Source organism: Janthinobacterium sp. CG_23.4 (assembly GCF_029892305.1).
Lineage (GTDB): Bacteria > Pseudomonadota > Gammaproteobacteria > Burkholderiales > Burkholderiaceae_D > Janthinobacterium > Janthinobacterium lividum_D.
Genome location: NZ_JARXUX010000001.1, coordinates 3159019 through 3180942, shown reverse-complemented (window position 1 = coordinate 3180942; position 21924 = coordinate 3159019). Strand labels below are relative to the sequence as shown.

Annotated in this window: 20 protein-coding genes; 16 read left to right on the top strand and 4 right to left on the bottom strand. The window is 61.6% G+C overall.

Annotated elements, in window-relative coordinates; all coding sequences use genetic code 11:
• Nucleotide 1: 1 nt before the first annotated feature.
• On the top strand, nucleotides 2–883 hold the full coding sequence (locus H4V96_RS14220; protein ID WP_280721016.1) for a uracil-DNA glycosylase: 882 nt from the start codon (nucleotides 2–4) through the stop codon (nucleotides 881–883).
• Entirely contained in the window at nucleotides 870–1823 is a 954-nt protein-coding gene (locus H4V96_RS14215; protein ID WP_196856358.1) for a DUF1853 family protein, read from the top strand. Before H4V96_RS14220 ends, H4V96_RS14215 begins: the two co-directional genes overlap by 14 nt.
• An 88-nt stretch (nucleotides 1824–1911) precedes the next feature.
• On the opposite strand, the gene lplT is transcribed toward H4V96_RS14215, so the two are convergent.
• Complete coding sequence (gene lplT, locus H4V96_RS14210; protein ID WP_010399611.1) at nucleotides 1912–3174, bottom strand: lysophospholipid transporter LplT; 1263 nt, start codon at nucleotides 3172–3174, stop codon at nucleotides 1912–1914.
• A 267-nt stretch (nucleotides 3175–3441) separates the two neighbouring features.
• Here lplT and alr point away from each other — a divergent pair, with 267 nt between their 5' ends.
• The 4 genes from alr to fliD all read left to right on the top strand — a co-directional run bounded on the left by alr (nucleotide 3442) and on the right by fliD (nucleotide 8065).
• Nucleotides 3442–4536 (top strand): alanine racemase, encoded by a 1095-nt coding sequence (gene alr / locus H4V96_RS14205; protein ID WP_070346810.1) that lies wholly within the window; start codon nucleotides 3442–3444, stop codon nucleotides 4534–4536.
• 80 nt (nucleotides 4537–4616) lie between these two features.
• The gene (gene radA, locus H4V96_RS14200; RefSeq protein WP_010399606.1) at nucleotides 4617–5993 is read left to right on the top strand and encodes a DNA repair protein RadA; all 1377 of its coding nucleotides are present in this window, start codon (nucleotides 4617–4619) and stop codon (nucleotides 5991–5993) included.
• Nucleotides 5994–6124: 131 nt separating this feature from the next.
• Nucleotides 6125–6445: a PilZ domain-containing protein gene (locus tag H4V96_RS14195; protein ID WP_280721015.1), complete on the top strand. Its 321-nt coding sequence runs from the start codon at nucleotides 6125–6127 to the stop codon at nucleotides 6443–6445.
• A 204-nt stretch (nucleotides 6446–6649) separates the two neighbouring features.
• Complete coding sequence (fliD, locus tag H4V96_RS14190) at nucleotides 6650–8065, top strand: flagellar filament capping protein FliD (RefSeq protein WP_280721014.1); 1416 nt, start codon at nucleotides 6650–6652, stop codon at nucleotides 8063–8065.
• A gap of 40 nt (nucleotides 8066–8105) precedes the next feature.
• Here fliD and H4V96_RS14185 read toward each other — a convergent pair whose 3' ends face one another.
• A complete protein-coding gene (locus H4V96_RS14185; protein ID WP_196856360.1) occupies nucleotides 8106–8906 on the bottom strand; it encodes a helix-turn-helix transcriptional regulator in 801 nt (266 codons plus the stop codon).
• Nucleotides 8907–9006: 100 nt separating this feature from the next.
• Between H4V96_RS14185 and H4V96_RS14180 the strand changes: the two genes are divergently transcribed.
• Together H4V96_RS14180 and H4V96_RS14175 are read left to right on the top strand one after the other, a co-directional pair.
• A complete protein-coding gene (locus tag H4V96_RS14180; protein WP_280721013.1) occupies nucleotides 9007–10257 on the top strand; it encodes an MFS transporter in 1251 nt (416 codons plus the stop codon).
• 270 nt (nucleotides 10258–10527) lie between these two features.
• A complete protein-coding gene (locus tag H4V96_RS14175) occupies nucleotides 10528–11169 on the top strand; it encodes a choice-of-anchor C family protein (protein ID WP_010399594.1) in 642 nt (213 codons plus the stop codon).
• A 142-nt stretch (nucleotides 11170–11311) separates the two neighbouring features.
• Here the strand turns inward: H4V96_RS14175 and H4V96_RS14170 are convergent, their stop codons facing one another.
• Nucleotides 11312–11512, bottom strand: a complete 201-nt coding sequence (locus tag H4V96_RS14170) for a hypothetical protein (RefSeq protein ID WP_196856363.1) — start codon at nucleotides 11510–11512, stop codon at nucleotides 11312–11314.
• Nucleotides 11513–11640: 128 nt separating this feature from the next.
• On the opposite strand from H4V96_RS14170, the gene H4V96_RS14165 reads away from it, so the two are divergent.
• Both H4V96_RS14165 and H4V96_RS14160 read left to right on the top strand, forming a co-directional pair.
• A complete protein-coding gene (locus H4V96_RS14165; RefSeq protein ID WP_280721012.1) occupies nucleotides 11641–13485 on the top strand; it encodes a DUF4153 domain-containing protein in 1845 nt (614 codons plus the stop codon).
• Nucleotides 13486–14178: 693 nt separating this feature from the next.
• Nucleotides 14179–15435, top strand: a complete 1257-nt coding sequence (locus tag H4V96_RS14160; RefSeq protein ID WP_280721011.1) for an IS4 family transposase — start codon at nucleotides 14179–14181, stop codon at nucleotides 15433–15435.
• Nucleotides 15436–15594: 159 nt separating this feature from the next.
• On the opposite strand, the gene motA is transcribed toward H4V96_RS14160, so the two are convergent.
• Entirely contained in the window at nucleotides 15595–16458 is an 864-nt protein-coding gene (motA, locus tag H4V96_RS14155; protein WP_196855515.1) for a flagellar motor stator protein MotA, read from the bottom strand.
• A 211-nt stretch (nucleotides 16459–16669) separates the two neighbouring features.
• Between motA and H4V96_RS14150 the strand changes: the two genes are divergently transcribed.
• The 6 genes from H4V96_RS14150 (at nucleotide 16670) to H4V96_RS14125 (ending at nucleotide 21918) form a co-directional block, all read left to right on the top strand.
• Complete coding sequence (locus H4V96_RS14150; protein ID WP_196855516.1) at nucleotides 16670–17731, top strand: DUF4105 domain-containing protein; 1062 nt, start codon at nucleotides 16670–16672, stop codon at nucleotides 17729–17731.
• Between the two features lie 177 nt (nucleotides 17732–17908).
• On the top strand, nucleotides 17909–19162 hold the full coding sequence (locus H4V96_RS14145; RefSeq protein ID WP_196855517.1) for a DEAD/DEAH box helicase: 1254 nt from the start codon (nucleotides 17909–17911) through the stop codon (nucleotides 19160–19162).
• Between the two features lie 90 nt (nucleotides 19163–19252).
• A complete protein-coding gene (locus H4V96_RS14140) occupies nucleotides 19253–19732 on the top strand; it encodes a hypothetical protein (RefSeq protein WP_196855518.1) in 480 nt (159 codons plus the stop codon).
• Nucleotides 19733–19904: 172 nt separating this feature from the next.
• Nucleotides 19905–20717: a response regulator gene (locus tag H4V96_RS14135; RefSeq protein WP_280721010.1), complete on the top strand. Its 813-nt coding sequence runs from the start codon at nucleotides 19905–19907 to the stop codon at nucleotides 20715–20717.
• A gap of 8 nt (nucleotides 20718–20725) precedes the next feature.
• On the top strand, nucleotides 20726–21082 hold the full coding sequence (locus H4V96_RS14130) for a hypothetical protein (protein WP_128089283.1): 357 nt from the start codon (nucleotides 20726–20728) through the stop codon (nucleotides 21080–21082).
• Nucleotides 21079–21918 (top strand): HDOD domain-containing protein, encoded by an 840-nt coding sequence (locus H4V96_RS14125; protein WP_010399580.1) that lies wholly within the window; start codon nucleotides 21079–21081, stop codon nucleotides 21916–21918. Before H4V96_RS14130 ends, H4V96_RS14125 begins: the two co-directional genes overlap by 4 nt.
• Nucleotides 21919–21924: the final 6 nt, after the last annotated feature.

The following is a 21924-nucleotide window of genomic DNA, read 5'->3' as shown; positions in this document are numbered from 1 at the left end:
CATGAGTCGCAGCGCCGTTTTCCTCGATGAAATGGGCGTCGGTCCCCTGTGGCGCTTGCGCCAGGGCGCGGCGCCGCAGCGCGTTGACGTCGTCGCCGAGGCAGTCGTGGCGAGCGGTGTCGCCGTAGCGCCAACCGTGCTCGACGCCTTCGAGGCTGTCAGCGAGGTAGTTGCCGAGCTGACGGTCGAAGTGCCTGTCGCTGTTGCCGCTGCTGCGGCCGTGACGCCAGAGCCTGCCGCCACGTCCGACGACACGGCCTGGTTCGACGATGCGCCTGCGCCGCCGCCGGCCAAACAGCTGAGCGATGCCGAGATTGCCGCGCTCGACTGGGATGGCTTGACGGCGGCCGTGGCCAAGTGTGCGCGCTGCGATTTGTGCCAGACGCGCAAGGGCGTCGTCATGGGCCGTGGCGAGCGCCAGGGTGCCTGGCTGATGCTGGCCAGCAGCCCGTCCCGCGCGGAAGAGCGCGAAGGGCGTGCCTTGCCGGGCGAGCAAGGGAAACTGCTGGACAATATGCTCAAGGCCATCGAGGTCGATGCAGGCAGCGAGGTGTACATCACGCACTTGCTGAAATGCCGTCCTCTCGACGAGATGGGCCAGGAGCGCTTGCCTACCGAATCGGAGTCCGCCGCCTGTCGCCCGTATTTCGAGCGCGAACTGGCCCTGCTGCAGCCGCGCACCATCGTCACCCTGGGTTCGATGGCTGCCGCCGGCATCAATCCGGGCGAAAAACCCGTGCGCGGCAAGGTACGCCAGTTGGGCAATGCCGCCGTCGTCGCCACCTTCCACCCGGAAATGCTGCTGCAGGACGAGACGGGCAAGGCCAAGGCGCGTGCCTGGGCCGACCTGTGCCTGGCGAAAAGCACGCATGCCGGCGGCTGACGCGGCTGACGCGGCCGGCGGCACCTTCCAGGCCCGCTTCGAACGCCGCTGGGGGCATTTGACGCACCCCCGCGTGCGCGCGCTGGCCTGGCTGCTCGACTCGCCCGACTTGCTCGACCCGGCCTGCCCCCACTGGGGCGGGCGCATCGCCAGCCTCGCAGCCGTCACGCCCTCGGTTGCCGCCTGGCTCGCAGCGCTGCAAGATGAGCCATCGCCGCTCGATGCAGCGCTGGGCGCCAAGTTTTATTCCCGTCTGGGCCTGTACGCTGAAAAGCTGCTGGCCTTTTATTTCGAGCAACAAGGCGTCTTGCAGGCGCATGGCTTGCAGGTGCAGGTCAACCGCAACGACACGGTGGGCGAGTTCGATTTCTTGCTGCGTGACGGCAGCGACTTGCTGCATTGGGAATTTGCCACCAAGTTCTACCTGCTCGAAGGCGCGCCCGATCCTGGCGTGTTCAATCACTTGATCGGCCCTAACCTGGCCGATACCCTGGGATTGAAAATGCGCAAGATTATTGACAAGCAACTAGCTTTGTCACGCCATCCGGCCGCGCAAAGCCTGCTGGCGCAGCCCGTGCGGGCGGCGCAGGCGCTGGTCAAGGGCTGGCTGTTTTATGCGCCGGACACGGCGCCCGGCATGGATGGAATTTCTCAGGAACATGGACATGGCTTTTGGTGCACGCCTGCTCAATTGCCGCAGCAACGCTATGTCGTGCTGCCGCGACTGCAATGGCTGGCGCCGTTCAAGGGGCAGGGCGTGGACGTGCTGGAACGCGATGCCTTGCGCTTGCAGTTCGGTGATTTGGCGCAAGCGGTGATGGTGGCCACGGTGGAGCATGTGGACGGCTGGGAAGTGGAGCGCACGCGCGGTTTTGTCGTGCCGCATGACTGGACGCAGCAGGCTGCCGCGCGGCGGCTGGCAGGCACGCTGCCAGCGTAATGCTGGGGTCAGTCGCTTTGCGATCGGAATGTATTCCATTGGGATACATTCCCCCGCCGGGACCCGGCGTCCCCGTCTGACCCCAAAATTAGTGTTTATGCTCGCCGATCAAAGAAAGATTGTCGTGTTCCAGTTGATTCAGCTTGTGTCTGCGCATGATCATGTACATGGTGCCGGCGACGAACAGGCCGAACAGGGTGATGATGATATTGAGCGGCAGGTGCAAGCGTATCATGATCGAGTACATGGCCAGCATGGTAAGAATCGACAGGTTTTCATTGAAGTTCTGCACCGCGATGGAGTGGCCTGCGCTCATCAGGACGTGGCCGCGATGTTGCAGCAGGGCATTCATGGGCACGACGAAAAAGCCCGACAGGGCGCCGATCAGTATCAGCAGCGGGTAGGCGATCCACACGGAGTGTACCTGCGTCATCATCATGACGATCACGCCCATGGCGATACCGAGCGGAATGACGGTCAGCGATTTGCGCAGCGGAACGAAGCGTGCCGACAGTACGGCGCCGGCGGCCACGCCGATGGCCACCACGCCCACCAGGCTGGTCGCCTTGTCGAAAGGCATGTTCAGCGACTGCTTGGCCCATTCCAGTACGATCAGCTGCAAGGTTGCGCCAGCGCCCCAGAACAGGGTTGTCACGGCCAGCGTGATCTGGCCCAGCTTGTCTTTCCACAAAATGGAATAGCAATTGGCAAAATCGGTGATCAGTTTGATAGGATTGCGTTCCTGGTGCGCATACACGCAGCCCGTGTCAGGAATCTTCAGGTTGGCCAGGGTCGCCAGCACGTAGATGCCCACTACCACGCACAGGGCCGCTTCCGTTTTGGTGTTGATGCTGGTATCGACGAGCGGAAAATCGAACGACAGCAGTATGCCGGACATGTGGCCGCTAACAAGCGCGCCGCCCATGACGGTGCCGAGGATGATGGAAGTGACGGTCAAGCCTTCGATCCAGCCATTCGCTGCCACCAGCTTTTCCGGCGGCAGCAGTTCCGTCAAGATGCCGTATTTGGCGGGCGAGTACACGGCCGCACCGAAACCGACGACGGCATAGGCCAGCAGCGGGTGGACGTGAAAGAAGACGAGGGCGCAGCCGAAAATTTTGACCATGTTGGCGATGAACATGACCTTGCCTTTCGGCAGTGCATCGGCGAAGGCGCCGACAAAAGCGGCCAACAGCACGTAAAACAGCACGAACGACAGTTTCAGTAGCGGTGTGATCCACGCCGGAGATTGCATGGACACCAATAAATCGACGGCGACAAAAAAGAGGGCGTTATCTGCCAGCGAGGAAAAGAACTGCGCCGCCATGATGGTATAAAAACCACGATTCATTCTGGATTGCCTGAAATCATATCTGGCTTGCTTTATACCACGAAAAAACGGCAAACCCCAAGTTTGGACGGGGCTGCTTTGCATAGTCTTGCCTAAGCGAAGCATAATTTTTGTGCGGTAGAAAAATACATCACATGTGAACATTTTATACCTGCTGTCTTGGGCGAGTATCGAGAAGCGTCGCGCTCATCGGACGTGCAGGCTTGCCGGCCCGCATCAAACCCATCCGGTAAAATAGGGCTTTCCCACTTGCCGTGAACCACGCATATGCCCAGGCCCCTCATCGCCACCATCCATCTTGATGCCATGCAACAGAACCTGGCGCGTGCGCGTGCCTGCGCCCGTGGCGCCAAAGTGTGGGCCGTCGTCAAGGCGAATGCCTATGGTCACGGCCTGGAGCGGGCCATGCGCGGGTTTGCCGACGCCGATGGCCTGGCGCTGGTCGAGCTCGATTACGCCGTGCGCTTGCGTGAACTGGGTTGGACCAAGCCCATCTTGCTGCTGGAAGGCTTTTTCGATGCCAGCGATTTACCCGTCATGGCGCAGTACCAGCTCAATGGCAGCGTGCATTGCGAAGAACAGATCGCTCTGCTGGCAGCGGCGCGCCTGCCGCACGCCATCGATGTGCACCTGAAGATGAATACGGGCATGAACCGCCTGGGCTTTACGCCGCACACTGTGGCCGCCGCATACGCGCGCCTGCGCGCCATGGCGCATATCGGCACGATTACCCTGATCACGCATTTTGCCAACGCGGACGCGGCGGCGGCCACGCGCTTGCCGCTGGCCCAGCAGATGTCGCGTTTCGAGGCCGGGGTGGCCAGCATCGCTACGGTCAGCATGGGCACGGTCTTGCCGCGCAGCCTGTGCAATTCGGCCGCCATGCTGCTGCACCATCTGGACAGCGATTGGGTGCGCCCCGGCATCATGCTGTATGGCGCTACGCCCGGCGGCGCGGCGGCGCAGGCCTTGGGTTTGCTGCCCACCATGACCTTGCGCAGCAGCATCATCGGCATCCAGGATATCGACGCTGGCGCAGTGGTGGGCTATGGCAGCGGCTACGAAGCGGCCGGCAAGACCCGGGTGGGTGTGGTGGCCTGCGGCTATGCCGATGGCTATCCGCGCCATGCGCCCGATGGCACGCCCGTGCTGGTCGACGGCGTGCGCACGGGACTCATCGGCCGGGTCTCGATGGACATGTTGATGGTGGACTTGACGCACGTGCCCGGCGCGCGCGTTGGCAGCAGCGTGACCTTGTGGGGGCAAGGCATGCCGATCGACGAGGTGGCCATGGCCGCCGGCACCATCGGCTACGAGCTGATGTGTGCACTGGCGCCCCGCGTACCAGTGAACGAGGCGTGACCGCGAGCGGCGAATTGGTTATACTATGATTCTACTGTATATATAACCAGCTGTTTCACTTTACCCGAGCACAATACACCATGGCAAAAGTCAAGACCATCTATACGTGCAGCGATTGTGGCGCCAGCAGCAATAAATGGATGGGGCAATGCACCTCGTGCAATCAGTGGAATACCATGGTGGAAACCGTGCCCGAGACGGCTGGCAACAACCGCTATTCGAACCCGCAGCACATGGCGCTGGCGCAGACGGCGCCCGTGCTGTCGCTGGACGATATCGACGCCATCGACGTGCCCCGTTTCGGCACGGGCATCGAGGAATTCGACCGCGTGCTGGGCGGCGGCATGGTGGCGGGCGGCGTGGTGCTGATCGGTGGCGACCCGGGCATTGGCAAGTCGACCCTGCTGCTGCAGGCGCTGGCCAATATGTCGCACCACAAGCGCGTGCTGTATGTCAGTGGCGAGGAATCCGGCGCCCAGATCGCCCTGCGCGCCAAGCGCCTCGTCATCGACGCCAAGGAACTCAAGTTGCAGGCCGAGATCCAGCTGGAGAAGATCCTCTCCACCTTGAACGACTTGAAGCCGGAAGTGGTGGTGATCGACTCCATCCAGACCGTGTATTCTGACGCGCTCAGCTCGGCGCCCGGTTCCGTGGCGCAAGTGCGCGAATGCGCGGCGCAGCTGACGCGCGCGGCCAAGCAGACCGGTGTGACCATCATTTTGGTGGGCCACGTGACGAAAGAGGGTGCGCTGGCCGGTCCGCGCGTGCTTGAACACATCGTCGACACGGTGCTGTATTTCGAGGGTGACGCCCATTCCAGCTTCCGCCTGGTGCGTGCCATCAAGAACCGTTTCGGCGCCGTCAATGAACTCGGTGTGTTCGCCATGACAGAAAAGGGTTTGAAAGGCGTGTCGAACCCGTCTGCCCTGTTCCTGTCGCAGCATGACAATCAGGTGCCGGGTTCCTGCGTGATGGTGACGCAGGAAGGCACGCGCCCCTTGTTGGTGGAAATCCAGGCCCTGGTCGATACCAGCCATCTGCCGAATGCGCGCCGGCTGTCCGTCGGCCTGGAGCAGAACCGCCTGGCCATGCTGCTGGCCGTGGCGCACCGCCATGCTGGCATCGCCGCCTTCGACCAGGATGTCTTTATCAATGCCGTCGGTGGCGTGAAGATCACCGAGCCGGCGGCCGACTTGGCCGTGTTGCTGGCGATTAACTCGTCGATGCGCAACAAACCCTTGCCGCGCGGCCTCGTGGTATTTGGCGAAGTGGGTCTGGCCGGTGAAATCCGTCCCGCGCCACGCGGCCAGGAACGCTTGCGCGAAGCGGCCAAGCTGGGCTTTACCCTGGCCGTCGTGCCCAAGTCCAACCTGCCCAAGCAAGCCATCGAAGGCATCAAGGTCATCGGCGTCGAGCGCATCGACGAAGCGTTCAATAAGTTGCGCGACCTGGAGTAAGTGTTGGCGTGGTTTAAATGTCAATTTTAGCGCAAGTAAAACAGAGTTTCCGTTTAGATCTATAATATCATTCCGATGGATTCGTCTCGCGAGTCCGCATCGGTAATGCATGGATAGAGAAGCGGAATACGGTGTCAGTTGAGCAAAGGCAGGGCGCACGCAAGATTTTGCGTGCTAAGGCAATGTTGGTCATGGATGGCGCGGCTCCCGTAGCGGCCCGCACCCTTGATGTGGGGCCGGGCGGCATGGTCGCCATCATCTCTGATCCGGTGCCGACAGGCAAGCAGGGCAAGGTGTTGTTCGAGTTGTTTTACGATGGCTCGGCGCACATCATCGAGGCGCGCGTGTCCGTCTCGCACTGCATTTTCAGCAGTGCAGGTTTCAAGGTCGGATTTACTTTCCAGCAACTGGACATGGCTGTCAGCAGCGCCATCGCGAAATTTATGCGCTGAGGCACGCCCTTGGCGTGTGGCATGCGCAATGCGCTAAAATGGTGCATATGGCTTTGTAGCCGGGAAAAACGCGTTCTGTTCGCTGTTTTAATATTCAGCCAATGCTGCATAATGAGCAAGCAGAAGAAGGACCTTGCCGCGCCAGACGCGCCTGCCGTCCTTTGCCATTGCAGCGCAGCGCGGCCGAGATCTGGACCGTGTGCCATGACCTTAGACCCGACGGGAGCGCCGACCATGTTTAACTCGACCATTAATAGCAAGGCTTACACCAACAACACGCAACAGACGACGCAGGGTAGCATCTCGGCCGATGTGTATGCGAAGGTGGAGCGTCAGATGCAGTCGCAGAACTCGGGCGTCGGCAAGCTCAATGCCAGCCTGGCGCGCGACCAGGCCAAATTCTCTGGGCTGGGCCAGTTGCAATCGGCGCTGGCGAAATTTCAAGCCGTGGCCAAGAACATGGCCGGCAGCGGCTTGGCCACGGCAGCTACCTCCAGCGCCAAGGATGTCCTGAGTGCCAGCACCACCGACAAGGCTGTCAGCGGCAGCCATGCACTCAATGTCAAACAGTTGGCACAGGCGCAGACTTTGCTCAGCGGCGCGCAGAAATCATCAAGCGCGGCGATCGGCACGGGCGCGCCTGCGTTGCTCAAGATCGAAGTGGGCGCGACCGACGGCAAGCAATTTACCCCCGGCAGTGGCAAGGTCATTTCGCTGACCATCGACAGCAGCAACAATAGTCTCGACGGCATCGCCGCTGCGTTGAAGCAGCAGGGCATCGACGCCAGCGTGGTGAAAGGCCCGGACGGCTATGCGCTGACTCTAAACGGCAAGAGCGGTGCCGACAGCAGCATGCGTATCAGCGTGTCCGGCGACGCTGCCGTCAGCAATCTGCTCAGCTATGCGCCCGGGGCCAGCAAGGGTTTGCAGCAGACGACCGCCGCTCAGGATGCGCTGCTCAGCGTTGACGGCAAGGACATCAAGAGTGCCACGAATACCTTGACGACGGCCGTCGAGGGCGCCACCATCGAATTGAAGAAAAAGGGTGTGACCGAGCTCGTCATTACCAAGGATAGCAGCCAGATTGCCAGCAATGTGGCCAGCTTCGTCACGGCCTACAATGAACTCAACAGCAAGCTGCAAAGCCTGCAGCAAGGCGACTTGAAGTCCGACACGGCATTGGGCCAGGTGCGCTCGCAGATGGAGCAGGTGCTGCGCACGGCCAGCACGGGTGTGCCCGCTTCCATATTAGGCAGCGCTGGCGTCAGCCTGGGCAAGAGCGGCGAGCTGGTGATCGACGATAAGAAGCTCAAGGCCGCCATCGCCGCCGATCCGGACGCTGTCAGCAAGCTGTTTACGAATAAGGGCAAGGGCGTTGCGGACCAGTTTTCGAGCAAGATCGGCGAACTGACGGGCGAAACGAGCATCATTCGCAAGGAAGTGCAATCGGTGGGCAAGGAGATCACCACCTTGAACAACAAGAAAGCCGTGCTGGCCAAGGCGCTGACGGCGCAGGCGCAGGCGCTGGTGAAAGCGTATTCGGCCCAGGAACAGATGGGCACGAACCCGGCCCTGCCCGGTTATACGGGCAAAAACTCCCTATTCGATTTCATGGCTTGAAGCGCACCGCCTTGCCCTGAGCGCCGTATCGGCGTGCCGCCTATAGCCTGTCACCCTTGGCAAAAAACGCTGATGGCGAACTGCCGAAAGTCTTCTTGAACATGGCGGAAAAGGCCGACTGGCTGGCGTAGCCGAGTTCTTCCGCCACCTGTGACAGTGGCACGCCGCGTGCGATCAGGGGCGCCGCGTGCGCCAGGCGCACCTGCTGGCGCCACTGGCCAAAACTCATGCCCAACTCCCGTTCGAACAGCCGCGCCAGGGTGCGCTCCGAGGCGCCGACCTGTTGCGCCCAGTGTTCCAGGGTCTGATTCGAGCCCGGTTTCTCGATCAGGCCGTCGCACAGCGTCTTCAAACGTTTGTCTCCAGGCAAGGGGACGCGGATGGGGCGCGTGGCCGAGCGCTTCAATTCATCGAGTATCAGTTCGGCCAGCAAGGCCTCGCGCGCCGGTTCCTGGCCCGGGTCCAGTTGTTCCAGTGCCATGATCAGTTGGCGCAGCAGGTTCGATACTTCCAGCACCTTGCAATCATGTCCCGCAAACGGCGCGCGCGCGGCATGGATGCACAGGGGGCGCAAGCGGGTTTTTTCCAGTATCGTGACGGCGTGCTCGACGTTGGGTGCGATCCAGATGGCGCGCATGGGTGGCAGCACCCAGCTGCTGTTGTTGGCCGTGATACGCAGCACGCCTTCGAGCGCCATCGTGACCTGCCCCCAGGGATGACTGTGCGGTAACAAGAATTCCTCGGATTGCAGATCGCGCGCGATCATCGTCACGGGGATAGTCGCGCTGGGTGCTTCGCGCGGCGGACACATGCGGGTATGGTGGAGGATAGGTACACCCATCAGCTTGGCCTTAATTCGATAAATTATGTCGTTCCGTCGAAAAACGGACGATGGTATTTTGCATACACTTGAGCTTCACCAGTATAAGACAGGGGCGGACATGATAACAACCAAGCCGGCAACGCAGTTGCCTGCACATTTGCCAACAACGTTGCGCAGCGACGTGCGCGTCATCGCCCTGGTAGGTCTGGCGCATGGCGTCTCGCACTTCTACCACCTGATCCTCGCGGCCCTGTTCATCTGGCTGAAACCTGCGTTCGACCTGTCGTATGCGCAACTGGGCCTGCTGATGACGGTATTTTTCATTATCTCGGGCGTGGGGCAGGCGCTGGCCGGCTTTGTCGTCGACCGCTTCGGCGCCCGTGCCGTGCTGTTTTCCGGCATTTTCTTGCTCGGGGTGTCGGCGCTGGCGCTGTCCACCGCCCACAGCTATGCGGCGCTGATGCTGGGCGCCATGCTGGCCGGCATGGGCAATAGCGTGTTCCATCCGGCCGACTACACCATCCTCAACCAGCGTGTCTCGGCAGCCCGCGTGGCTTATGGTTTTTCCGTGCATGGCATCAGCGGCAACATCGGCTGGGCGCTGGCACCTTTATTCATGACGTATGTTGCCACCCAGTATGACTGGAGAGTCGCGCTGCAATGCGCGGCCGTGCTGCCCTTTGGCGTGCTGCTGATCCTGTTGTTGAACCGCCGCGCCATCCGTCCCGAGCCTGCCACGAAGGTCGCGCCGGGCCAGGCTGCCGGTGGCGAAGGCACGCTGGATTTTTTGCGCCTGCCGGCCGTGTGGATGTGCTTTGCCTTCTTTTTCATTACCGCCATCGCCCTGGGTGGCATCCAGAGCTTTGCCAGCGTCGCCCTCGTCAGGCTGTACGCCATGAGCCTGGCGCTGGCCACCAGCGCTTACACGGCGTATATGCTGGCCTCGGCCGTGGGCATGCTGGCCGGCGGCGTGTTGGGCGCGCGCAGCGAGCAGCCGGACCGCAACGTGGCAATCGCTTTTTCCGTCGCCGCGCTGCTGGCCGTGCTGCTGGCCATGGCCGTCGTGCCAGCCTGGGGTGCGCTGCTGCTGATGGGTGCCATCGGCCTGGCATCCGGCGTGGCGGGGCCGTCGCGCGACCTGATGATACGCGCCGCAGCGCCCAAGAATGCCACGGGGCGCGTGTATGGCGTCGTGTATTCGGGCCTCGACAGCGGCCTTGCCGTGGGGCCCCTGTTCTTCGGCGCGCTGATGGATGGCGACCATCCGGCCCTGCTGTTCGTCTTCATCGGCGTCTTCCAGGCGCTGGCGATTGCCACGGCCGTGGGCGTGGGCGGTAAAACACGTGCCGCAGGGCTACAAAAGGCATAGCATCGTCGCCATCGGCTACTAACAAAGGAAGTGCCAAGAGCTTGGCCACCACCAATCTGTGCGACGCCCATGCAGCCATGCTGGAGATGGCATTCTGGTGGTGCGTCAGGGTCTCGCTTGCGCTATCGCCGTTCTCGTCTGGAGGTGTTGAAGATGTTGCAAATTATTTACATAAAATATATTTTTGCAAAGTTCTTTGATTTCCATCAAGGCTGAGATATGATTGCTCTCAGGGTAAATTTAATACCATTAAGGCAAAGAAACCAGCTCATGAAAATCGCTACCATCGCAGCAGTTGTCGCTCTGCTTACTGCTGGCACGGCCAGTGCCAGCCCCGTCAACCTGATCACGAATGGCAATTTTGAAACGCTCGCGCCCGGCTACACCTTCGGCAGTGGCTTTAAAGTCGTCTCCAGCGGCTCGTCGGCAATCACGGGCTGGACCGTGGGCGCCAGTTCCGTCGACCTGATCCGCAATGCCTACAACGCCATCAATGGCTACAGCATCGATATGCTGGGCACGCCAGGTCCGGGTTTCCTGTCGCAAAATTTCAATGTCGTGGCTGGCCAGACGTATAGCCTGAGCTTTGACATGGCGCGCAATTCCAGCGGTCCGGCAGGCCAGGGCGTGGCTGTCAAGTTCGGCGGCGTGGCAGGCGATTTTTACTCGACTGCCGCCGCCTCGAACACCTTGTACAGCCATACCCTGAACTTCACGGCCGCCACCACTGGCTTGGCGACCCTGTCGTTTGCCAGCGCCGCCAAGGCTGGTACGCGGTTCGACAATTACTCGGGCGCCGTCATCGACAACGTGTCCGTGATGGCCGCCGTGCCGGAACCGGAAACCTACGCCATGCTGCTAGCTGGCCTTGGCCTGATGGGCTTCCTGCGTCGCCGCAAGGCCGCCAAGTAAGCCTGTTTTGTCTCAGATCAAACCGCCTGCTGCATCGCACAGGCGGTTTTTTGTTTTTCAGCGCTTGCTCCTCGCTTGTTCCTTCTATCTTGCGCGCCCCCGCGCCCTCCAATGATCGCCTTGCTAGCGACCTTGCGCTGTGCTAGCTGCGTTTTTCAGGCCGGTGCACGGCGTTGCGGCGCAATGGTGTCGCTTGCGCCATCTCGACGATCTGCATGGATTCCTGTTTCATCTGGCAACTGAACCCCTTCAGGTGCGCCTCGGCGGCGTGGCCGCTGCTGCTCACGGGCCAGTCCGTGCTGTGCCGTTCTTCGCGCCGGAACTGGCCTGGGGCCTGGCGCAAAGCTTGCCATTACGCCCCAGCGCAGGCGTGCGGCGAGGGGCGGCGCACGAATCGCTGTTGAGATGACGATAACGAAATGCAATAATGGCCGGGCTTTACAGCACTAAACGACTCTTGAGGAAATGACTATGCAGCACGATGGCGCAGGAAAAAACATGGCCTTGCTCGATCCGGTGGTGGCGCCGCGCATCGCGGTGACGCGCCTGGTGACGGGCATGCTGCAAGGCTTGCTGCTGTACTGGCTGTACAGCACGGCGCAAGACAAGGTGTGGCCCGCCACGGAAGCTTATCTGCTGGGTCCGTTAATGCTGATCAGCTTGCTGTTGCCCATTTTGCTGGTGTCCAGCCTGGGCCATATGTCGGCGAAGCGCATCGCCCTGTGGATGGCTGGTGCCGGCGTCGTGCTGGCCGTGCTGGCATGGCATGACGTGGCGCGTGGCGCCGAGCACGTCATCTGGGGTAATTACAAGCCGGGCGCGCCGCTGCGCGTGATTTCCGCTCAGTTGTTCGGCTTTTGCGTGGTGGGCTTGTATATCGCCCATGCGCTGGTGCTGGCCAGCGCCCAGGATGGCCAGCGCATCGCCCGCTATCCCACGTACTTTGAAATCGCCTGGAAGCTGGGCATCCAGCTGCTGTTTTCCCTGCTGTTCGTGCTGGGCCTGTGGCTGGTGCTGTGGCTGGGCGGGCAACTGTTCCTGTTGATCAAGCTCAGTTTCCTGCAAAAGCTGCTGGGCCAGGCCTGGTTCGTGATCCCCGTCATCTGCTTCGCATTTTCGTTCGCCATCCACATCACCGACGTGCGCCCGTCCATCGTGCGCGGCATCCGCACCTTGCTGCTGGTGCTGCTGTCGTGGCTGATGCCGATCGCCGCCGTGCTGGTGTCCGGCTTCCTGCTGACCTTGCCATTCATCGGCTTCGAGCGCCTGTGGGCCACGCGCCATGCCGCCGCCGTGCTGCTGGGCATGGCTGGCGTGCTGGTGGTGCTGATCAATGCCGCCTTCCAGAACGGCGAAGTGGGCCACGGCGTGGCGCGCGGCATCCGCCTGGGCACGCGCCTGGCTTGTCTGCTGTTGCCGTGGGTGGTGGGCATCGCCATCTATGCGCTGACCCTGCGCGTGATGTCGCATGGCTGGACGGCCGACCGTCTGATCGCCGGCGCCTGCCTGCTGGTCGCCACCTGCTACGCTGGCGGCTATGCCTGGGCGGCCAGCAAGTATGGCGACTGGCTGCACCTGATCGCCAACGTCAACGTGGCCACCGCCTTTGTTACCCTGCTGGTGCTGTTCGCCCTGTTCACGCCGCTGGCCGACCCGGCGCGCATTGCCGTGGCCAGCCAGATGGCGCGCCTGGACAGCGGTAAAGTGAGCGTGGACAAGTTCGATTTCGACTACCTGCGCTTCCAGGGCGCGCGTTATGGCCAGGCGGCCCTGCAGGAATTGAGCCAACGCACGACGGGCGCCGACGCAGCGATCGTGCGGACCCGCGCCGAAGCCATGCTCAAGCGCCAGAACCGCCTCGACGAGACGGGTGCGCTGAGCGACGTGTCGATCAACCTGACCCTGCGCCCGGCCACGGCGAAGCTGCCCGATAGTTTCCTGCGCCAGGACTGGACGCAAGTGAGTCCGGCCTGGCGCCTGCCCGCCTGTTTGAAGCGGGCAGGGCCGCAGTGTGACGCCTATCTGCTCGACTTTGATGGCGATGGCAAGCAGGACGTACTGCTGATCAGCAATACTCCGCGTGCCTCGTCGGTCTTGCTGGCGCAAAAGGACGATGGCAACTGGTACGCGCGCGGACAAATCCCCGCAGATACGCTGCGCTGCAAGCCCCTGCGCGAGAAACTGCAGGCCGGTCAATTTCAGCTGGTGCCGCCGAAAGTGCGCGAGCTGGAAGTCGACGGCCAGCGCGTGCCGATGACTTTATATACGCCAGAGGACGAGGTCAGCTGCCCGGACGAGACGGTGCCGAGTCAGTAAATGGCAGGGAGAGGAATTGCTGCGCTAGATAAAAGCTCTTGCTTGTCATGAAGGCAATAACTTCGTACACTGAGCCGTTCCGGCCGTTCGCTATTGGCTGCCAGCAGCTGCCACTGCGAATATTGAATGATAAACTTGATCCATAATGAAAAAAATACGAAAGTGATAGGTTTCGCTCTCGTCGCAATGTGCTTTGCTCTCAGTAGTGCTGCTTTTTTTGTGGGTAAGCATCTGGGCGCAGCTGGATCCATGGTTGGATTGGCAATTCTTTACGCTGTGATGGCATGCCGTAGCCGCACTCAGTAGTAGTGATTGATTCAACTAAAGCGTGATCATCGTGCGTCCCTGCACGCAAGCGCCGCGATTGCGCTGGTTAGGAGGGACGCGAAGAAAAGCCAGCGCCGGGCTAATGCCATTCAGTTGGTGTGTTGGTGATGCTATTTTTAGCCCAAGAACTAGGACAGGGGTCGGTCACTTCGTGATCGGAATGTGCTCCATTGAAGCACATTCCCCCGGCGGGTCCGACCCAATCCACCCAAGTTAAGGAGCAAGCCCGCGCAATTGCTGGCAATTCAATGAAATAGTGCTTGACGTGGCACTGGCTTTGCGCGGCCGCCGCCTTGCTGACCTCTCTTTTTTCGACAGCGGCAAGGCGGCGGCCAATGAAGGTCTTTTGATCTTCATTGGCCCTTCATGTCGCTCGCTTCCTTGCTGTCCGATTTCTCCGACCATCTTCAATCCGACCAGTTTCGGCTTAGCGCCCGCCATCCTGATCATCCGATGGCGTTTCAACGTCGCCGCAAACTGCCGCTGCCATCCTTGGTGGCGCTCATGCTCACCGGCATGCGCAAGAGCGTGCAAACCGAACTTGATGAATTCTTTGGCCATCTGCAACAGCAGGCGCAACTGACGCACCAGGTGAGCGCCCAGGCTTTCGCTCAGGCACGCTCAAAACTTGCTACCACGGCCATCCCAGAGCTTAACGACTGGCTCATTGCACAAGCACAGCAGCATGGCTACCTGCCGCGCTGGCACGGTTTCAGGCTGGTCGCCGCTGACGCCTCGACCGTTCGCTTTGGCTTGCGCGCCAGCCATGTCAAACGCGCCGCCGTGGCCGATCAACTGGTGTTTGGCTTGTTTCTGCCCGGTGCCGAATTGATGCTCTCGGCCTCGCTATACAGTACCGACGTCGGCGAACGCCAGATGCTGTTCGAACAGCTCGACCAGCTTGGCAAGGAAGATCTGCTGTTGCTGGACCGAGGCTATCCATGTTACTGGATGCCCGCCGTGTTGAACCAGCGCCGCATTGCCTTCTGCATGCGTGTCGAGCAGGCCCGCGGCGGAGGCTTTCCCTGCGTCAATCAGTTTCTGAAGTCGGGGCTGCGGGAGCAGATCGTCACGCTGCGGGCGCCGGATCGGCGCGATGCGCTTGACTATGAATATCCCGCTGAACCGCAGACCGTGCGCCTGATACGCCACGTTGCCTCGACCGGCAAGGTGCGTGTTCTGATGACCAATTTACTGGACGTTGAACAATTCCCTGCCGCATTGTTCGGAGACCTCTACCACCAACGCTGGCGCATTGAGGAAGCCTTCAAGCGCATCAAACACCGCCTCCATCTGGAGCACGTGACGGGACTGTCACAGCAGGCCCTGATGCAGGATCTGGCCGCCAAGGTAATATGCGATAACCTGCAGGCGTTGGCGAGCTGTGCCGCCGGCCAGCAAGATGCATTGCCGACGGACAGACGCATCAACCGCGCCTATGTCCATTCGGTACTCAAGCCGCTCTTGCCATCGTTGCTGCTTGGGCTGGCGGCAGCACACTTGCTTGCCGACGCGCTGGCTCTGATCGCCAAGCGAACGTTTCTACATCGCCCAGGACAATCAAGGTCACGGCAAACCAACGCCTACAAGCCCCATAAATACATGGCCTACAAGGCTGCTTGATGGCAGCCTGTTGCTTAACTTGGGTGGATTGGGGTCCGACCCCAGCTCTTTGCCTCTGGGGTTAGCGAATTTACTGGCGCTCATAAATCACGCTAAAACCCTTAACTGAACGGCATTACAGCGCCGGGCAGGTTGATGAGGTCGCTGAAACGGATCTGGCTAGTTCTTCGTGCGCACCTGGCGCACGTGGTTTTCCAGTTCGCTGAACGAGGGGCGTTCCGTGGCGGAAATGACCTTGCGGCCGAATTCCACGGCCAGCGCCGGCGCGTAGCCGTTCAGGCTAGCCAATAAAGTCACTTTCACGCACTGGTACATCTTTGCCGTTTCATGGTGCTTGCGGCGCAGCAAGCTGGCCAGCGGTGCGATGAAGCCATAAGCCAGCAAGATGCCGATGAAGGTGCCCACCAGCGCCTGCGCGATCAGCACGCCCAGCTCGGCCGGCGGCAAGCCGACGGACGCCATGGTATGCACCACGCCCATCACGGCGGCCACGATGCCGAAGGCGGGCATGGCGTCGGCCAGCTGTGAAATCGTCTGGATCGGCATTTCCGCATCTTCATGGTGCGTCTCGATCTCGTTATCCATCAGGTTTTCGATCTGGTAGGCATCCATATTGCCCGACACCATCAGGCGCAGGTAGTCGGTGATGAATTCCAGGATGTGCTCGTCACCGAGCGTGTACGGATATTTCACGAAGATGGGGCTGCGGTAAGGGTCGTCGATATCGTTCTCGACCGCCATCAAGCCTTCCTTGCGGATCTTGCTGAGGATTTCATGTAGTAGTCCCATCAGTTCCATATAGCGCGCCTTCGTGTATTGCGAACTATGGAACAGGGTGGGCAGGGCGGCGAATGTGGCACGGATGGCCTTGGCGTCGTTGCCGACAAAGAAGGTGCCCAGCGCGGCGCCGCCGATCATCAGCAATTCCAGCGGCTGGAACAGGGCCGCCAGGTGGCCACCCTGCATGGCGAAGCCGCCGAAGACCGAAAACACGACGATGAGAAATCCCAGTATGACTAGCAAAACTTACTCCTTCATAATATTTCCATATAGTAATATTATAGTCTAAGCTGATTATGCTACTGTCGCCGCTTCCGGCCGCAATTACTGGCCCAGAAAATTGATAAAAGCGCGCACTTTGGCGAGCGCTTGCCATCGCCAGCATCGACATGCCCGATCGCGTTGGCAGTGGCGTTGCCGTCATGCTCGCAGCACTTGCCCCTATAATCGAGGCATGACTTCATTATCACATCGTGCCCGCTGCGTGCTGGGCAGCATCGGCAAAATGGCCGTTTCCCTGATGCTCTTGCTGACTGCCCTGTGGGGTGCGCTGGCGCTGTGGTACCAGCTCTCTGGCGGCATGGCGGCGCAAGCCATCGGCGCCCTGCTGTGGGGCGCGCTGGGCGTGGCCAGCGTGGTGCTGTGGTGGACGCGCGGCGAAGTGCGCGTGCTGCTGCCGTATGCGGCCGGGTTCGCGCTGCTGCTGCTGCTGTGGTGGAGCTTGATCACGCCACAGCAGCAGCGCGTGTGGGCCGACGACGTGGCGCGCAATGTCACGGGCACTGTGACGGGCAATCGCGTCACGCTGGACAATGTGCGCAATTTCGACTGGCGCAGCGATGACGATTACACGGTGAAGTGGGAGCAGCGCAGCTATGACCTCGACGAGCTGCGCACGCTGGACGCGGCGCTGTCGTACTGGACCGGGCCCTACATTGCGCACACCCTGATCTCGTTCGGCTTTGCGGACGGGCGCTTCCTGACGTTTTCCATCGAAATCCGCAAGGAAAAGGGCGAGAGCTTTTCCGCCATCGGTGGTTTTTTCAAGCATTTCGAGATGAGCCTGATCGCCGCTGACGAGCGCGACATCCTGCGCGTGCGCACGAATGCACGCGGCGAGGACATGCATTTGTACCGCGTGATGATGCCGAAGGCGGCCATGCGCTCACTGTTCCTGGCCTACCTGGACGAGGCGCAAGCGCTGAAGGCCAAGCCGCAGTTCTATCACACGCTGACGGCCAACTGCACCACCCTCGTTTTCGAGATGGTGCGTCGGGTCGTGCCGGGCCTGCCGTTTGATTACCGCTTGCTGGCCTCGGGCTATCTGGACCGCTACCTGTTCGACGTCAACGGTCTGGTGCCCGGCCAGAGCTTCCAGCAACTGCGCGACGGCGGCCACATCACGGCACGCGCGCGGGCGGCCAACAAGGATGCAGATTTTTCGCACGCCATCCGGCGCGCCATGCCCGGCTATGACGAAGCGGGCTACCCGAAGCTGCAAATGCCCAGGCAGTAGCCGACAACATTCCCACGGCATTGTTCCATTGACTTGCCTTACTGGCTGCCGTCAGCGGCATGGTGACCAGCGCGGAGCATTTTGTCCGCTGAGTCCTACCCTTGCTTTATACTGTCAACCTATCCGACCGGCCGCCTTTCGCGGCCGGTCTCACTTGACGAATAAAGAAGGCCCGCTATGCCATTTTCCTCACTGGGTCTGATTCCCGCCCTGGTCCGCGCCGTTGCCAAGGCCGGCTATACCGAGCCGACGGCCATCCAGGCGGCCGCTATTCCCGCCATCCTGCGCGGCAGCGACGTGCTGGGCGCGGCGCAAACCGGTTCCGGCAAGACGGCCGCCTACGCGCTGCCGCTGCTGCAGGCGCTGATGGTGCCCGCTTCCGGCCCGCGCCAGGTGCGCGCGCTGATCCTCGTGCCTACGCGCGAACTGGCGGCGCAGGTGGGGCAGACGGTACACGCGCTGGCCAAGCCGCTGCCCATTAAGTTAAAGATTTCCGTGCTGTTCGGCGGCGTGTCGATCAATCCGCAGATGATGCAACTGCGTGGCGGTGCCGATATCGTCGTCGCCACGCCGGGCCGCCTGCTGGACCTGGTGCGGCAAAATGCCGTGAAACTGGGCGGCGTGTCGCTGTGCGTGCTCGATGAAGCCGACCGCTTGCTCGACATGGGTTTTAGCGAAGAAATCAAGGCGATTCTGGCGCTGCTGCCATCGACACGGCAAAACCTGTTCTTCTCGGCCACCTTCCCCGACAGCGTGCAGGCGCTGGCCGACAGCCTGCTCAAGGAACCCGCGCGCATCGAAGTGGCGTCCGAACCGCAGGACCAGCCCGACATCGTGCAGCGCGCCATCACGGTCGACGTGCCGCGCCGCACGCAACTGCTGCGCTACCTGATACTGCAGCAGCAGTGGGACAGGGTGCTGGTGTTTGTCGCCACCAAGTACGCAGCCGAACACGTGGCCGACAAGCTGCAGCGCGCCGGCCTGCACGTGGGCGCCTTCCACGGCGAATTTAGCCAGGGTACGCGCAGCCAGTTGCTGGCTGACTTCAAGGCCGGTCGTTTGCAGGTGCTGGTGGCCACCGACGTGGCCGCGCGCGGCATCGACATCGCCGGGTTGCCGGCCGTCGTCAATTACGACTTGCCCCGCTCGGCAGTCGATTACACGCACCGCATCGGGCGCACGGGCCGCGCGGGTGAAAGCGGCACGGCCATCAGTTTTGTCACGGCCGATATGGAAGCACATTTCCGCCTGATCGAAAACCGCAACGACTTGCGCATCGTGCGCGAAGTGGTAGCCGGTTTCGAGCCGATGCAACTGCCCGCGCCCGTGAGTGCGCTGACGGATACGCTCAACGGCGGCGTGAAGGGCGCGCGCAAGAGTAAAAAGGATAAATTGCGCGAGGCCGCTGCCAAGGCGGCCGAGGGCAATTAAGTTTCCTGTATCTGCGCTGACGGCTGGAACTGCCAGGCTTGCCGGGCCGAGATCGTGTTTCTATCAATAAAGTAAAGGGCGGGAATGCACATGATAAGCATCAAACGCGCGGGCGCACTGGCTTGTGCGCTGGCGCTGGCCGGTTGCGCCGGCACGGGCGGGAACAGCAACCATGCCGCTGACAAGCGCAGCTTGCAGATGCCCGGCAAGAGGTTGGCCGAGGCGGCCGATGCAGCCGTGGCCGCCACCTGGTACAACCCGCCCAGCGAATTTCCCGGCATGTGCCTGATCCAGTTCAACGATGGCAGCCTGCGTTTCGACGGTGGCTTCGCCTTTTTTAACCCGGGCCGCTGGACTTATGATGCGGCGACGTCCGAATTGCGTTTGCAACTGGCGCCGACGCCATCGTTGGGGCTGGCGCACGCGCAAACGGCCTTGCACCAGAATCTGCTGCGGGTCGAGGCGGCCAGGAACACACTGGTGTACGCCGTGAAGGCCGACACGCAAGCCATCGGCTTGGGTGGCTTTGTGTTTTACCGCGACATACCTTGTCCGGCACGGCGCGGATAAGTGTCCGATAAATACCCGATAAGTGCCATGAAGGAATATTTAGTCGTATAATTTGTGTGCAAGCGGACTGCTGCGCAAGACGATGCCGCGCTGCAGATTTCCCCTCCAGGCAAGCTCCCATATCGCGTGGCGACGAGAGGATGGTCCGATGGATGTGCACGACGAGCATGGTATGTCAGCAACTGCGGTGCTGCCGGCGCGCACCTTGCTGCTGGTCGACGACGAGCCCAATATCCTTGCTTCCCTCAAGCGCCTGCTACGGCGCGATGCCTACCATGTCCTCACGGCCGGCAGCGGCCAGGAAGGGCTGGACATCTTGGCCAGCCATGCGGTTGATGTGATCGTATCGGATCAGCGCATGCCGGGCATGCTGGGCGCTGACTTCCTGCGCAAGGCCAAGCTGCTGTATCCGCAAACCATACGCATCATGTTGTCGGGCTTTACCGAGTTGCAGGCCGTGACGGATGCCGTCAACGAGGGTGCCATCTTCAAATTTCTCACCAAGCCCTGGGAAGATCATCAGCTGCGCGAACATATCGCAGAAGCCTTCCGCCTGAAGGGCATCGATGATGACAATGCGCGCCTCAATGCGCAACTGCGTGTAGCCAATCAGGCGTTAGAGACTGCCAACGCCGCCATGCAGGCGCTGTTGAGTCAGCAGCAGCATCAGATCAGCCGCGACGAGATCAGCCTGGGTATCGCGCGCGAATTGCTGCAATTTCTGCCGCTGCCTGTGATCGGACTCGACGAGGATGGCATGATCGCTTTCATCAACGCGGCGGCGGAAAACCTGTTCGAGCGTGGTGCGGCCTTGCTGGGTAACGAGGCCATGCTGGTGTTGCCGCAGCTATTCGACGGGCCGGGCGCACCCTGTCTGGCCGCCATCGATGGCCAGGCCTATGCCGTTGCGGTCCATCCCATGGGCGTGCGTTCGCGCTCGCGCGGCAGCCTGGTCACCCTGAGCCGGCATGGGACGGCTGTATGAGCGAACGCATGAGTGAACGCATCAGTGAACACGCGAGTGAAAGCGGACGCGAGATTTCCATGCAGCAGGCACAGGAAGGCATGGTGCTGGCGCAGACGCTGAGCGACGCCAGCGGCGCCGTGCTCCTGGCCCAGGGCGCCGTCCTGACGGCGGCCAGCCTGACGGCCTTGCGCAGGCGCAATGTGGAGCGCTGTCACGTCGTCGCCGACGACGACGTCGATCCCGTCGCCCAGGCCCATGCCGAGCAGGAACGGGTGCGCCGCCTGGAACGGCTGGCCGTGCTGTTCCGCGCCACGCCGCCCGACTCTCCTGGGGCGCAACTGCTGTCGCTGCTGCAGCGCTATCGGCAAGGGAGTGGGGCATGATACGGCTCAGTTTTGAACATATCCTCCGCCAGGTCCATGAATTGCCCTCGCTGCCGGTGGTGGTGCTGGAACTGCTGTCGAGCATGGAGCAGGACGATACGGACGTGCATGTGCTGGCGCACAAGATCGAGCTGGACCAGGCTTTGGCGGCGAAGACCTTGCGTATCGCCAATTCCTCGTTCTACGGCATGCAATCGAAGGTCACCAGTATCGCGCAAGCCGTTTCCGTGCTGGGCTTTCACAGCATCCGTACCGTGGTCACGGCCTGCGTCCTGACGGACAGCTTCGCGCCGGTGCGCGGCGACTTCGATTTCCCAGCCTTCTGGCGCCATTCGCTGGCCACGGCCATTGCCGCGCGCCTGCTGGCGCCGCACTTGCATGTCGATCCCGAGACCGCTTTCACGGCTGGCCTGCTGCACGACCTGGGCATCCTGGTGCTGGTGACGCGCTTCCCGGCCGAGCACGCGCTCGTACGCAGCTACCGCCAGGCCCATGACTGCCAGATGGCCGATGCGGAAATGGCCGTCATCGGCATCGATCACGCACAAGTGGGCAGCGCCTTGGCCGCTTACTGGAAGTTTCCCGAGGCAATACAGCAGGCGGTAGCCGAGCACCATGCCACCGACCGGCTGGAGGCGGGCGGCTTGCCGCTGGCTGTGCATATGGCCAACGCCGTCGCCCTGGCGCTCGATCTGGCCGGTATCGACGACGCGCTGGTGCCGCCCCTGTCGCCCGCAGTCTGGCACAAGCTTGCCCTGGACGAGCCAGCCTGGCTGGCGCTGCTGCGGCAGACGCAACACAGCTTCGATGAAATGTCGCAGATCATGCTGGCATGAACAGGA